Below are 13,747 nucleotides of genomic sequence, written 5' to 3' on the forward strand. Positions count from 1 at the left end.
GCAGGGCGGCGCCGTGGCAGCGGTCGAAGCGGTGGGGACGGGGCGCTACGGCTCCGGAGCGGCCCTGACGTGCGGATTCTAGACGTGGGTTCAGCGTACGGCCGGGCCGGGGGTGCCCGCAGGGTGCGCATCCCCGGCCGGGCCGCGGCTGGGCTACTTCTCGGTGACGCCCGCCGAGTCGAACGTCGCCACCTCGTGCATGGCCCGCGCCGTGCTCTGCACCAGCGGCAGGGCGAGCAGCGCGCCGGTGCCCTCCCCCAGGCGCAGGTCGAGGTCGACCAGGGGGCGCAGCCCGAGCTTGTTGAGGGCGGCCACGTGCCCGGGTTCGGCGCTGCGGTGGCCCGCGATGCAGGCGGCCAGCACCTCGGGGGCGATGGCGCGGGCGACCAGGGCGGCGGCGCCGGCGCTGACGCCGTCCAAGATCACCGGCGTGCGCAGGGAGGCGCCGCCGAGCAGCAGGCCGACCATGGCCGCGTGCTCGAAGCCGCCGACTGCGGCGAGGACGCCGATGGGGTCGGCCGGGTCCGGCTGGTGCAGTTCCAGGGCGCGGCGGACGACCTCGGTCTTGCGGGCCAGCGTCTCGTCGTTGATGCCGGTGCCGCGGCCGGTGACCTCGGCGGGGTCGGCGCCGGTGTAGACGGAGATGAGGGCGGCGGACGCGGTGGTGTTCGCGATGCCCATCTCACCGGTGAGCAGCGCCTTGTTGCCGGCGGCGACCAGGTCCCGGGCGGTCTCGATGCCGACCTCGATGGCCTTCTTGGCCTCCTCGCGGGTCATGGCGGGGCCGGCGGTCATGTCGGAGGTGCCGCCGCGGATCTTGCGGGGCAGCAGTCCGGGGCTGGCCGGGAGGTCGGCGATGACGCCCACGTCCACGACGCAGACCTCGGCGCCCACCTGGGTCGCGAAGGCGTTGCAGACCGCTCCCCCGCCGAGGAAGTTGCCCACCATCTGGGCGGTGACCTCCTGCGGCCACGGGGTGACGCCCTGGGCGTGCACGCCGTGGTCGCCGGCGAAGATCGCGACGGCCGCGGGCTCCGGGATCGGCGGCGGGCACTGCCGGGACAGCCCGGACAGCTGCGCGGAGATGATCTCCAGCATGCCGAGCGCGCCGGCCGGCTTGGTCATCCGCTTCTGCCGCTCCCAGGCCTCGCCGAGCGCCTTGGCATCCAGCGGCCTGATCCCGGCGACGGTCTCGGCGAGCAGGTCGTGCGGGTCCTCGCCCGGCAGGGCGCGGCGGCCGTACGTCTCCTCGTGCACGACCCAGGACAGCGGGCGGCGCTTGGACCAGCCGGCCTGCATCAGCTCGGGCTCGTCCGGGAACTCGTCGACGTAGCCGACGCACAGGTAGGCGATGACCTCCAGGTGCTCGGGCAGGCCGAGGGTGCGGACCATCTCGCGCTCGTCGAAGAAGCTGACCCAGCCGACGCCGAGGCCTTCGGCGCGGGCGGCGAGCCAGAGGTTCTCGACGGCGAGGGCGGCCGAGTAGGGCGCCATCTGCGGCTGGGTGTGCCGGCCGAGGGTGTGGCGGCCGCCGCGGGTGGGGTCGGCGGTGACGACGATGTTCACCGGGGTCTCGAGGATGGCCTCGATCTTCAGCGCCTTGAACTGCTTGGCCCGGCCCTTGGGCAGCGACCTGGCGTACGCGTCGCGCTGCCGCATGGCCAGTTCGTGCATGGCGCGGCGGGTCTCGGCGGAGCGGATGACGACGAAGTCCCAGGGCTGGGAGTGGCCCACGGACGGCGCGGTGTGGGCGGCCTCCAGGACGCGCAGCAGCACCTCGTGCGGGATGGGGTCGCTGCGGAAGCCGTTGCGGATGTCGCGGCGCTCGCGCATCACGCGGAGCACGGCCTCGCGCTCGGCCTCGTCGTAGCCGGGCGCGGCCGGGCCGGTGGACTGTCGTGCTTCTGCCACTGCGGCCGTGCTCTCTTCCTGGTGCTCTTCCTGGTGCTCTTCCTCGGCGGCGGCCCGGGCGTCCGGGTCGTCCGGGTGCTGGTCCGCCTGCGCTGCGGGCGCCTCGCCGGGCGCGGCGGGCACGCTGTCGCCGTCGCGGGGCGCGGGGACGGAGACGGCCGGTTCCGCCGTCTCGCCCTGGGGTGCGGCGGGCTGCTCGGCCGGTGCGTCGTACGCCTCCGGGGCCTGCTGCGGGGCGATGGGCGCCGAGGCCTCGACCGCGACGACGTGACCCACGGCGAGGTCGGGGTGGTGCTGTACGGGGACCTCGGGGAGCGGGGCGGCGTCGGCCGGCTCGGCCTGCCCGCCCTGCTCGGCGTGGGGGCCGGGCTGGGGCTGGGGGGCTTGCGGGTTCTCGGCCGCGGCGGCCTCGGGAGTGGCGAACTCGGGTGCCGCGTCGGCCGGTCGGGGCGACTGGCCGGCCGCGGGCGCGGGGGCTGTCTGAGGCTGGGCGGCGTCGGCCGGGGCGGGCACGGCGACGGGCTGAGCGGCCTCGGCCGGGGCGGCGGCGAGGGGCTGGGCCTCTACGGCCTGCCCGGGCGCGGCGTCCGTGGGGGCGTCGGCGGACTCGGGCGCACCGGTCACCGGGGGCGTGGCCTCCGGGACGGCCGCCTGGGGGGCGGGCGCCTCGGGGGTTGCGGCGGCGACGGGTACGGCGCTCTGCGGGTCGGCTTCCGGGGCCTGCGCGGGGGCGGGCGACGGCGGCTGAGCCTGGTCGGCCGCCTCGGGGGCGACCTGCGCCGGGGCCTCCGGGGTGGGCACGGCCTGGTGCTCGGGGGCGGCCTCGGGGTGCGGTGCGGGGGCGGCTGCTGCCTCCGTGGCGGAGGCGGCCACGGCCTCGGGGGCGGGGGCGGCCTCCGGGGCGGGGGCGGTCGCTGCTTCGGGGGCGGGAGCGGTCTCGGGCTGTGCCTGCGGGTGCGGCTGGGCGGCGTCGGGCGCGGGGGCGGGCACGGGGGCCGCCTCCGTCGCCTGGACGGGCTGGGCGTCGCCGGCCTGGGCGGCCTCCGCGACCTGCGAGGCCTCGGGGGCCTGCTGGGCCGGGAGAGCCTGCTCGGGAGCGGGAGCCTGCTCCGGAGCGGGTGCCTCCTCGGCGACGGGGGTCTGCGCCGGGGCGGTGGCCTGGTCGGCGGCGAGGGACTGCTCCGGGGCGCTGACCTCGGCGGCGGGGGCCTGCTGCGGGACAGCCGTCTGCTCGGGAGCGGCGGCCGGCTCGGTGGCGGCCTGGCCGGGAACGGCGGCCTGCTCCGGTGCCGAGGCGGAAGCCTCGGCGGCGGTGCCCGCCTGCGCGGCATCAGCGCCGACGGCGGCCTGCGGGGCAGCCACTTCGGGACCACCGGCGGCCTCAGGTGCAAGCGCCTCAGGGCCGTCGGCGACGGCCTCAGGGACAGCCACCTCGGCAGCGCCCACGGCCTCGGCCGTAACGGCGGCCTCCGAGGTCTCGACGGCCGCGACGGCCTCGTCACCGCCCACGGCCTGGACGCCCTCGGCAGCGCCCGTCGGGGCCGTCTGCGCGCCCTCCGGAAGCTGAGCCGCCTCCGTGACCTGCGCGCCCGGGAGACCCTGCGCGGCCTCGGCATCGCCCTGGCCGCCCTCCGGGGACTGGGCGGCCCCCGGGGCGGGCACGCCCTCCGGAGCCGGTACGCCCTCGGCGGCAGCCTGCTCCGGGGCCTGGACAGCCTCGGCGGCAGCCTGCTCCGGGGCCTGGACGGTCTCGGAGACCGGGGCCGTCCCGGCCGCGGCGTCGCTCTCCGCGCCGACGCCTGGAGCGGCCGCCGTCACGTGATCCGCCTCGGCGGAACCGGTCACGGCCTCGCCCTGCGCCTGGCCCTGGTCCTGGGCCTCGCCCTGGGCCTGGGCCTGCGGGCTCGGCTCGGCCGCAGCGGCAGGAGCGGCGGGGGCGGCCGGGGCCGTCGCCTCCGGCGCCTGGTCGGCCACGGGAGCACCCGCGGCCTCTGCGTCCGTGCCCGGCTCCGCCGGGAGCTGGGCGTCCTCGGGCTGCTGCGCGGTCGCCGCCTCGGCCGGGGCGACGGCCTCCGGGGCGGACACGGCGGCCGGGGCGACCGCCTGGGCGGTGAGGCGGGCCACGGCGGCCTGGGCGGCGTCCACGGGCTCGGCGGCGGGGGCGACCGCTTCCACGGCCGGCTCCACGGCCGTGGTCTGCGCACCGGCCGGCGCCGCCACGGGAGCGGTCACGCCCGGCTGCGCGGCCTGCGCGCCCCAGGGGGCGGCGGCCTGCGGCGCCGTCTGCGCGGCGTCCAGGTACTCGGGGCCGGGGGCGGCGGGGCCGGACGGCCGGGCCGGTACGTCGGCGGGGCCCCGGTCGGCCAGCGAGCGCACCGGGCTCGCGGAGGCGTCGGGGATCGGCGGGCCGAGGTGCAGCGGGCGGCGCGGCGGCGCGGCGGCGACGGGCTGCGTGGCCATGGGGTCGGGGTGCAGGACGCCGCTGAGGTCGACGGAACCGCTGTCGCGGCCCGACAGTTCGTGCGGGCCCGGCTGGTGGACGGCCTCGACGACCGGCTCCGGGGCGGGCGGGGGCACCTCGTTGCCCCAGGCGCCGTGGGAGCCCGGGAGCAGCAGGTCTTCGTCCTCGGCGGGAGACTCGGAGAGGTAGGTGTACACGCCGTGCGCGGGGACGCCCGGCTGCTCCACCATGCCTGCGCTCTCCGGCAGCCCCTCGCCCGGGATCTGGCCGGTGTCGGTCATGCGTACCCCTCGCCCATCGGTTAGTGCTTCTACGACCAGCTCACCGGGAGCGGCGCACCGACCGCCCCGCAGTGAAGAACGAGCGTGCGTGCCCAGCGGCACGAACGACCCGCCCAAAAAAGGCGACAAAGCCATTCAGTGGCATTGTCGCGGTCGTCCGGCCGCCGCGACAGCGTGATCCGCCACCGCTCGCTGTGGACTGCGCCACGTTGCGCGTCCTCCGGTTCCGCCGTACCACACCCACCGCAAAACGGGCGGGTTTTCCGGACATTGACGAACGAAGCTCCGGACCACCCAGTGCGGTACAACGATCGGCCAGCCTACCGCGCGCGGTACGACAAGCCGATCACGGGGCGCGCTCTCGCGGCCCCGTCCGGTCGTCCGGCGCGGTCGCTCAGCGGGGGGCTTCGTCGCGGCCGAGTTCCCCGGTGAGCAGGAACGCGACGCTCCGCTCTGTCTCCGTCCAGGCGCGGGTGTCGAGTTGGACGGACTGCAGGAGGGCGCACTCGACGCGGTAGCCGTGCTCGGTCAGTTCGCGGCCGATGAGTTCGGCGGCGTCGCGGGTGGCGGCGTGCGTGACGATGCGCTGCGGGCGGCGGTCGGCGACGGCGTCGACGACGGCCGCTCCCCCGCCGCCGACGCGTACGACGTCGGGTTCGGGGAGGTTCTCCAGGATGTGCGGGGCGTCGCCGAGCACCACGTGGGCCTGGACGCCGAAGCTGCGGGCGGCGGCCTCGGTGCGGGCGCAGGCGTCGGGGTCGTGGTCGACGGCGATGACGGCGGCGCCGCTTCGGGCGGCCTCGGCGGTGAACGCGCCGCTGCCGCAGCCGATGTCCCACACCAGGTCGCCGACGCGCGGGCCGAGGCGGGCGAGTTGGGCGGCGCGCAGCAGTTCCGTCTCCCCCTCGCCGAGCACGCCGCCGTAGGCCTCGGCGGGCTGGGTCCAGCCGCGCGGGCCGGCGGCCGGGTCGCGGCCGGCGATCCAGCCGCCGTCCTCGGCGGCGCCGGGCCGGCCGCCGATGACGATGACGACGTTGGGGTCGCGCCAGGTGTGGTCGGCGGCCTTGTCGGAGGTGACGACGGTGACCTGTTCGCGGTCGGTGCCGAGTTCCTCGCAGATGACGAAGGTGCGGTGGACGCCGTCCAGGAGCAGGCCGAGTTCGGCGGGTCCGGCGCCGGGGGCGGTCAGCACGGCGACCTTGGTGTGGGCGCGGCAGACGTTGACGGCGCGGCGCAGGGTGCGTTTGTGGGCGACGACGACCTGGGCGTCGTCCCAGGGCATTCCGGCGCGGGCGAAGGCGGCGGCCACCGAGGAGACGGCGGGGACGACCTCGACCTCCAGGCCGAACTCGGGTGCGCGCAGGGTGCGTACGACGCCGAAGAAGCCCGGGTCGCCGTCGGCGAGCACCACGGCGGTGCCCCGGTGGCCGGCGATGCGGCGGGCGGCGAGGGCGACGCTGCCGAGGCGGATGCGCTCGGCGGTGGGGGGCACCTCGGGCAGGGCCAGGTGGTGGGCCGCGCCCGCGACGAGGGTGGCGGCGCCCAGTGCGCCGCGTGCCGCGTCGGTCAGCGGCGAACCGTCCCAGCCGATCACCGTGACCCGGTCGGCCATCGTCGTCAGTCTCCAGGGATGTCGCAGGTCGTCAGGGTGGCGGTCGCCCACGGTCGGGCTCCGTGAGATTACCCGGTGCGGGCGGGGGACGCGCGGCGGGGCCGTACCGCCGAACGGTCCGTGCCGTCAGTTCCAGTCGGCGAAGGAGGTGAATCCGTTGGCGTCGGCGAGTTCCCCGCCGGCTCCTTCGAGGTCCTCGGGCAGCAGGCTCCACACGATGAAGTCGGTGCGCACGTCGGTCCAGGTGCCGTCCTCGGCGCGCACGTGGGCTATGCAGGCGTTGCGCAGGACGCCCTCGCTGATGCAGCCGATCTTCTGGGCGACCTGCTGGGAGGCGGTGTTGTCGGCGGCGGTGCGCAGTTCGATGCGTTCGAACCGCTGGTCGCCGAACAGCCATTGGGCGGTGGCCAGGGCGGCCTCGGAGGCGTAGCCCTCGCCGCGGGCCCAGGGGGCGACGATGTACGACAGCTCGGTGGAGCGTATGTGCCAGTCGGTGCGGCCGAGCTGGACGAGGCCGACCAGGCGCTGGGTGAGGAACTCGGTGACGGCGAGGTCGAGGCCGCGGCCCGCCGCGCGTTCGGCCGGGGCGTACTCGGTGATCCAGGTCCGGGCGCCCTCCTCGGTGAAGGGCTGGGGGACGTCGGTCCAGGCCGCGACCTGTTCGTCGTTCATCATCTCGGTCAGGGCGGCGACGTCGTCCTCGTCGAGGGGACGCAGCACCAACCGCTCCGTGCTGATGGAGATGTTGGGGAAGGTGCTCGTCATGCGCCGCTCCGTAACCTTCGGAAATACCGTCAGGGCTGCTGAACTGTCCAGCATGCAGTATCAGGGGCCCCGGGCGCACCACGGGGTCCTCCCCCGCCGGCCGGGCGGCGTGGAAGGACCCCGGATGTGGTGCCGTGGGCGCGCCGGTCGGTGTTCCGCGGCGCCGCGGGCGGATCAGAACGCGGGCACGACCGCGCCGTCGTACTTGTCCTCGATGAACTTCTTCACCTCGGGCGAGGTGAGCAGCTTGGCGAGCTTCACCACCCGCGGGTCCTTCTCGTTGCCCTTCTTCACGGCGAGGAAGTTGGCGTACGGGTTGCCCTCGGCGGACTCGGCGGCCAGCGCGTCCTTGGCCGGGCTGAGCTTGGCCTCCAGGGCGTAGTTGCCGTTGATCACCGCGGCGTCGACGTCACCGAGGGAGCGCGGCAGCTGGGCCGCCTCCAGCTCCTTGAACTTCAGGCCCTTGGGGTTGTCGGTGACGTCCTTGGGGGTGGCGTCGTAGCCGGCGCCCGACTTCAGCTTGAGGACGCCGTTGGCCTCCAGCAGCTTGAGCGCGCGGGCCTCGTTGGTGGTGTCGTTGGGCAGGGCGACGGTGGCGCCCTGCTTCAGGTCCGTGAGCTTCTTGAGGCTCTTGGAGTAGACGCCGAGGGGCTCCAGGTGCACGGTGCCGCCGGGCACCGGCACGATGTCCGTGCCGTTCTTCTTGTTGAAGTCGTCGAGGTACGGCTTGTGCTGGAAGTAGTTGGCGTCCACCTGGCCCTGCTGGACGGCCGTGTTGGGCGTCACGTAGTCGGTGAACTCCTTGACCTCCAGCTTGAGGCCGGCCTTCGCGGCCAGGTGGTCCTTCACATAGGTGAGGATCTCGCCCTGCGGGGTGGGCGTGGCGGCGACCGTCAGCGTGGCGTCGGGGTCGGCCTTGCCGGAGCCGGAGTCGGAGCCGCCGCACGCGGAGAGCCCGAAGGTGAGGGCTCCGGCGGCCAGGACGGCGGTGGTGATCTTGGCGGTGTTACGCACGAAAAGTGCCTTTCCTAGGGGTGGTGCGCCCCGTCTTGGGTGGACGGGGAGTCGGGGGGTGCGTCGGGCGGTCTCAGCCGACCTTGCTGACCTCGGCCGGGGCGGCTTCGCCGGGGGCCGCGTCGGCGGGGGCCGCGTCGGCGGGCGCGGCGCCGGGGCGGGTCGCGTCGGCCGCCGCGGGCTCCTTGGCCTTCAGCAGCCGCAGCCTGGGGGCCGGGCCGCCGCGGCCGCCGCGCCGGTGCAGGGCGCGGGCGGCGAAGTCGCCGGCGAACTGGATGAGGGAGATGACCACGGCGAGGATCGCCACGGTGATCCACATCAGCTGGGTCTCGAAGCGCTGGTAGCCGTAGCGGATGGCGATGTCGCCGAGGCCGCCGGCGCCGACCGTGCCGGCCATGGCGGAGTAGCCGATGAGGGCGACGATCGTGGTGGTGGTGCCGGCGATCAGCGAGGGCAGGGACTCGGGGACGAGGACCTTGCGCACGACGGTCCAGGTGTTGCCGCCCATCGCCTGCACGGCCTCGACGAGGCCGCCGTCCACCTCGCGCACGGCCGTCTCGACCAGGCGGGCGAAGAACGGGATGGCGCCGATGGCCAGCGGCACGATGGCGGCGTCGCGGCCGATGGTCGTGCCGGTCACCCAGCGGGTGAAGCTCATCAGGGCGACCATGAGGATGATGAACGGCATCGAGCGGGCGATGTTCACCAGCTGGCCGAGGACCTTGTTGGCGACGATGTTCTGGAGCAGGCCGCCGCGGTCGGTGAGGACCAGCAGGACGCCGAGCGGGAGGCCGGCGACGACCGCGATGAGCGTGGACCAGCCGACCATGTAGAGGGTGTCCCAACACGCTTGGGACAGCAGCGGCTGCATCTCGGACCAGGTCACTTGGCACCTTCCTTGACCAGCAGGGACCGGTCCGCCGGGGCGTCGGCCCCGCTGTCCACGACGTCGATCTGCAGGCCCTGCTCGCGCAGGAAGCCGATGGGCACGACGTTGTCCTCGTAGCGGCCGGGCAGTTCGATGCGCATCCGGCCGACCTGGAGGCCGCCGACGGTGTCGATGGCCGCGCCGAGGATCGAGATGTCGATGTTGTAGGTGCGGGCCAGCTGGGAGATGACGGGCTGGGTGGCGGCGTCGCCGTGGAAGGTGACGTCGACGACCGTGCGGTCCTCGCCGGTGGCGTCGCCGCCGACCGGGAAGAGCGCGGCGGCCAGCTGTGAGCCGGGGGTGGCGAGGAGTTCGCTGACGGTGCCGGATTCCACGATGCGGCCCTTCTCCATGAGCGCCGCCGAGTCGCAGATCGACTTCACGACGTCCATCTCGTGCGTGATGAGCAGGACGGTCAGTCCGAGCTGCCGGTTCAGGTCGCGCAGCAGCTGGAGGATGGAGCGGGTGGTCTCCGGGTCCAGGGCGCTGGTGGCCTCGTCGGAGAGCAGCACCTTGGGGTCGCCGGCCAGGGCGCGGGCGATGCCGACGCGCTGCTTCTGGCCGCCGGAGAGCTGGGCGGGGTAGGCGCCGGCCTTGTCGGCCAGGCCGACCAGGTCGAGCAGTTCGAGCGCCCTGCGGGAGCGTTCCTTCCCCGACGTGCCGAGGATCTCCAGGGGCAGCTCGACGTTGTCCTTGACGGTGCGCGAGGAGAGCAGGTTGAAGTGCTGGAAGACCATGCCGATCCGGCTGCGCGCCTGCCGCAGTTCCCTTCCGGCGCGCGGGCCGCGGCCGGCGAGGGCGGTGAGGTCCCGGCCGGCGACGGTGACCGTGCCGGAGGTGGGCCGCTCCAGCAGGTTGACGCAGCGGATGAGGGAGGACTTGCCGGCGCCGGACTGGCCGATGACGCCGAACACCTCGCCTTCGCGCACGTGCAGGTCGACGCCGTCGAGGGCGGTGACCTCGCGGCCGCGCGAGCGGTAGACCTTGGTGAGGCCCGATGTGGTGATCACGTGGGTTTCCGTCACTGTCGAGTGCGCGGCGCGTCGTGGGCGCCGGGCACGGCGTTCATGGTCGGGTGCGACCGGCGCGCGGCGCGCTTGCCTTGGCTGTGCCGGGGGCGGAAGGAGAGACGTGCGCGCGCTGGGGGCGGTCCCGCGCCGCTGCGGGCGGCGGGACGGGCTCGGCCGCGGTACGCCGGGCGGGCCGGACGCGGGCGCGGACATGAGCGGGCACTCGCTTCGGGGCGCGAGGCTCAGGTGGTGCGGGGGCCCTCTAGAAGGCGCACATTCGACGCGTAGGACACATACAACGAGCACCGGGCGTCATCGTCGCCTCGGTCGCAGGGATGCGGCAGCTCGTCGTGGTCATGCGGTCAGTAAACCAGACCCGGGCTGCTGAGAGGACACCGCCGTCCGGATAGTGGACAGCCGTGGACGCGGTGCGGTGCGGGGACGGGCGCGCGGTGCGCGCGGCGCTGACCAGCGCGGACGGGCCGCCCGGCGCCCGCCCGGCGGCGCCGGCCACCGCCGCCCCGGCGGCACGCTGTGGCCAACACCACGGCCCCGCCCCCGTCCGCCGCCCCTCCGCGTGCGGCACGCGCCGGGGCCGTCCCCGCCGGTGCCCGGCCCGGGGACCGGGCGGGGTCCGGTGCGTAATAGGGTCGTCCGCATGCTTGCTGTCCTGACGCTGGTGACCGGGGTCGCCGCGCTGCTGCTCGCCGCCTGGTGCGGCTGGGCGGCCTACCGTGACCAGCCGACGAAGGACTGGCACTTCATCGGCATGGCCGTGGTGTCGGTGCTGGCCCTGATCCAGCTGGTGATCGGGATCGTGGCGCTGGCGCGGGGCGAGAGGCCGGACCAGGGGACGACGATCTTCGTGGCGTATCTGCTGGGCGCCTTCGCCTGCGTCCCGGCGGCCGGGTTCATGTCGCTGGGCGAGCGCACGCGCTGGGGTTCGGTGACGGTCGCGGCCGGCGGCGTGGTCCTGGCCGTTCTGGAGGTGCGGCTCTATGACATCTGGGGAGGCTGAGATGACCGCCGTCGAGGAGAAGCCGGCGCGCAACCGGCTCATCAGCGGGCCGGGCACGCTGCTGGTGTGGCTGTACGGCGTGATGGTCGTCGGCGCGGTGTCCCGTTCGGTCTACCAGATCGCCACCGACTTCGGCCGGGCGCCGCTCGCCTACTCCCTGTCGGCGGTGGCGGGCGTGGTCTACGGCTTCATCACGTACTCGCTGGTGCGCGGCGGCGAGAGGGCCCGCAGGGCGGCGCTGGTGTGCTGCGCCGCCGAGCTGGTGGGCGTGCTGGGGGTCGGGACCTGGACGCTGGTCGAGCCGTCGGCGTTCGCGGACTCCACCGTGTGGTCGGACTACGGCATGGAGTACCTGTTCATCCCGGTGCTGCTGCCGCTGTCGGCCCTGTACTGGCTGCGCCGCACCCGCGAGCAGGCGCCGTCGGCCCCCTGAGCCCACCGGGCCGACGGCGCCCGCCGCCGGGGCGTCGTCCTGGACGGCCGCACGGCGGCGTCCCGTACGGCCGCGCGGCGGCACGTACGGCCTCGCGTCAGGCGGTCGCCACGTAGGTGCCGGCCGGCTTCTCCAGGACGATCTGCGGCACGCCGTCCTCGCCCGGGGAGGTGCCGACCGCCTCGTAGCCCACGCGCCGGTACAGCCGCAGGTTGCCCTCGCTGCGGTGGCCGGTGTGCAGGCGGAACCTGGTCGCGCCGCGCTCGTCGGCCAGCGCCTTCTCGGCCGCGCGCAGCAGCCGGGCGCCGATGCCGTGGCCCTGGAGGCGGGGGTGGACGCAGAGCCTGCCGATGGCGGCGGCGCCGTCCTCGGTCACCCGGCCCCGTACCGAGCCGACGACCTCCTCGCCGAGCCGCGCCACGAAGACGCAGTCCTCGGCGACCTCCTCGCGGACCGAGTCGAGGCTCTGCACGAGCGGGGCGATGCGGTAGTTGCCGTACAGGGCGGCCTCGCTCTGGAAGCACAGGTACTGCAACCTGAAGATCTGCTCCGCGTCCTGCTCGGTCGCCGCAGAGATGGTCACGCTCATGCCCATGTGCGCATGCCTCCCGCTCACCTGATCACCTGTCGTCCCCCACACCTATCCCCGCGCTTCGCGGGCCGCAACCTCCGGCGCCAGCAGCCGTCGCAGACATCCCAGACATCTGGAGCGTTCCGGCCCAAGGCTGCCCTGTGAGATACCCAACTCCCCGGCGATCTCGCGGTAGGTGAGGTCCCGCGGCGACAGCAGCGCCTCCAGCAGCCGGGGGCAGCGGCCGGGCAGTCTGCGCACCGCGTCGCGCAGGGCGCGGCCGCGGGCGGCGGCCAGGGCGAGGTGTTCGGGGCCGCGTTCGCTGTCGTCGGCGGGCTCCAGGCCGTAGGGGCGTTCGATGCTGATGGTGCGTCGGGTGCGGCGGGCCTCGGAGCGGACGGCCCGGCGCAGCCAGCCCTGCGGGTCGGGCGGCGGGCCGTCCGCCTCCAGGCGCTCCAGCAGCCGCAGCCAGACCGCCTGTTCCAGGTCGCCCGGCTCGGTTCCGGCGGCATGTGCCTCCGCGGAGGCCTCGGCCAGGAGCAGGGGGCGCAGGGCGGTGAGCATCTCGTGTGTCATATGCGGCACGACGCGGCCGTCCCGGCACGGGTTGCCGGAACGGCCGCGGTTCACTGGGACGAGGGCGGGTCGGGTCAGTGGTTGACGGACCGGTGGTTCAGGAAGTCCTCGCGGGCGAGCAGGCCCAGGTCGGCGGTGTCGGTGAAGACGCCGTCGATGCCGGTGGCGAAGTAGGTGCGGTAGAGGCTGAACACGTCGCCGTAGGCGTCCTTGGCGGCGCCCTTGCGCAGCTTCGGCGGCAGGAAGGGGTTCTCCGGGCGGACGGTGTAGGGGTGCAGGAGCAGTCCGGCGGCGTGCGCGTCGCGGACCAGGGTGCTCGGCGCGCCGAGGTTGCCGTCGGCGTCCTTGGGGACGACCAGGTCCAGGGTCGGGCCGATGCCCTGCGCGTAGGAGGCGATCTCCTTGAGGCCCTTGGGCGTGATGAGGTCGGCGACGGTGCGCGGGTCGCCGGTGGCGACGAAGTCGTACGGGCGCGAGCCGGCGTCGGACAGCAGCACCACCAGCGGGTTGGCGACGAGACGGTTGAGGCGCTGGATGCTGGTGGGCTCGAAGGACTGGAGGATGACCGGCGAGTCCTTGCGGTCCTTGCCGTACTTGCGCAGCAGCTCGGCGACCCGCTCCTCCAGGCCGAGGCCGAGTGCGCGGAAGTAGGTGGGGTGCTTGGTCTCGGGGTAGATCCAGACCTGCCGGCCGCGCTTGCGGGTCTGCTCGTCCTGCCACTTCAGGACCTCTTCGAAGGTGGGGATCTCCCAGCGGCCGTCGAAGACGGTGTTGTGCGGGCGGTTGGCGGGGATGCGCTCGATCGCGCGCAGCCGCTTCAGCTCGGCGAGGGTGAAGTCCTCGGTGAACCAGCCGGTGGTCGGCACCCCGTCGAGGGTCTTGGTGGTCTTGCGGCCGGCGAACTCGGGGTGGTCGGCGACGTCCGTGGTGCCGCCGATCTCCGGTTCGTGACGGCACACCAGGTGGCCGTCGCGGGTGGGCACCAGGTCGCCGGCCTCGACGACGTGCGCGCCGAGGTCGAGGGCCAGCTCGTAGGAGCCGAAGGTGTGCTCGGGGCGGTAGCCGCTGGCGCCGCGGTGGCCGATGATCGTGGGCGTCGGCAGGCCGCGGAGCCCGCCGCCCCGGCGACCGGCGGCCGCGCCCGCCGCGGTGCCGCCCGCCGCCGTG

At 74.9% G+C, this 13,747-nt stretch carries 11 protein-coding genes; 2 read left to right on the forward strand and 9 right to left on the reverse strand.

What is annotated here, in order from left to right:
• Positions 1-153: 153 nt before the first annotated feature.
• The 6 genes from cobT to K7787_RS16525 form a co-directional block, all read right to left on the reverse strand.
• Positions 154-4,653, reverse strand: a complete 4,500-nt coding sequence (gene cobT / locus K7787_RS16500; RefSeq protein WP_223001865.1) for a nicotinate-nucleotide--dimethylbenzimidazole phosphoribosyltransferase — start codon at positions 4,651-4,653, stop codon at positions 154-156.
• Between the two features lie 394 nt (positions 4,654-5,047).
• Complete coding sequence (gene cbiE / locus K7787_RS16505; RefSeq protein WP_223001867.1) at positions 5,048-6,265, reverse strand: precorrin-6y C5,15-methyltransferase (decarboxylating) subunit CbiE; 1,218 nt, start codon at positions 6,263-6,265, stop codon at positions 5,048-5,050.
• A 126-nt stretch (positions 6,266-6,391) separates the two neighbouring features.
• Positions 6,392-7,030: a GNAT family N-acetyltransferase gene (locus K7787_RS16510; RefSeq protein WP_043260598.1), complete on the reverse strand. Its 639-nt coding sequence runs from the start codon at positions 7,028-7,030 to the stop codon at positions 6,392-6,394.
• 174 nt (positions 7,031-7,204) lie between these two features.
• Positions 7,205-8,044, reverse strand: a complete 840-nt coding sequence (locus K7787_RS16515) for a MetQ/NlpA family ABC transporter substrate-binding protein (RefSeq protein WP_223001868.1) — start codon at positions 8,042-8,044, stop codon at positions 7,205-7,207.
• 73 nt (positions 8,045-8,117) lie between these two features.
• On the reverse strand, positions 8,118-8,930 hold the full coding sequence (locus K7787_RS16520) for a methionine ABC transporter permease (protein WP_223001869.1): 813 nt from the start codon (positions 8,928-8,930) through the stop codon (positions 8,118-8,120).
• The gene (locus K7787_RS16525; protein WP_223001870.1) at positions 8,927-9,982 is read right to left on the reverse strand and encodes a methionine ABC transporter ATP-binding protein; all 1,056 of its coding nucleotides are present in this window, start codon (positions 9,980-9,982) and stop codon (positions 8,927-8,929) included. The genes K7787_RS16520 and K7787_RS16525 overlap by 4 nt, the downstream gene beginning before the upstream one ends.
• Positions 9,983-10,640: 658 nt before the next feature.
• Between K7787_RS16525 and K7787_RS16530 the strand changes: the two genes are divergently transcribed.
• Positions 10,641-11,000, forward strand: a complete 360-nt coding sequence (locus tag K7787_RS16530; RefSeq protein WP_164394533.1) for a hypothetical protein — start codon at positions 10,641-10,643, stop codon at positions 10,998-11,000.
• A gap of 1 nt (position 11,001) precedes the next feature.
• Positions 11,002-11,433: a hypothetical protein gene (locus K7787_RS16535; RefSeq protein ID WP_009187663.1), complete on the forward strand. Its 432-nt coding sequence runs from the start codon at positions 11,002-11,004 to the stop codon at positions 11,431-11,433.
• Positions 11,434-11,530: 97 nt separating this feature from the next.
• Here K7787_RS16535 and K7787_RS16540 read toward each other — a convergent pair whose 3' ends face one another.
• From K7787_RS16540 to K7787_RS16550, 3 genes are all read right to left on the reverse strand, one after another.
• Positions 11,531-12,028 (reverse strand): GNAT family N-acetyltransferase, encoded by a 498-nt coding sequence (locus K7787_RS16540; protein ID WP_009187664.1) that lies wholly within the window; start codon positions 12,026-12,028, stop codon positions 11,531-11,533.
• A gap of 45 nt (positions 12,029-12,073) precedes the next feature.
• Positions 12,074-12,580 (reverse strand): RNA polymerase sigma factor, encoded by a 507-nt coding sequence (locus tag K7787_RS16545; RefSeq protein WP_009187665.1) that lies wholly within the window; start codon positions 12,578-12,580, stop codon positions 12,074-12,076.
• 74 nt (positions 12,581-12,654) lie between these two features.
• Positions 12,655-13,747: glycerophosphodiester phosphodiesterase (locus K7787_RS16550; RefSeq protein WP_223001871.1), on the reverse strand; the 1,093-nt coding region annotated here is incomplete at its 5' end.

The sequence above is a fragment of the Streptomyces sennicomposti genome (genome assembly GCF_019890635.1).
Classification (GTDB): domain Bacteria; phylum Actinomycetota; class Actinomycetes; order Streptomycetales; family Streptomycetaceae; genus Streptomyces; species Streptomyces sennicomposti.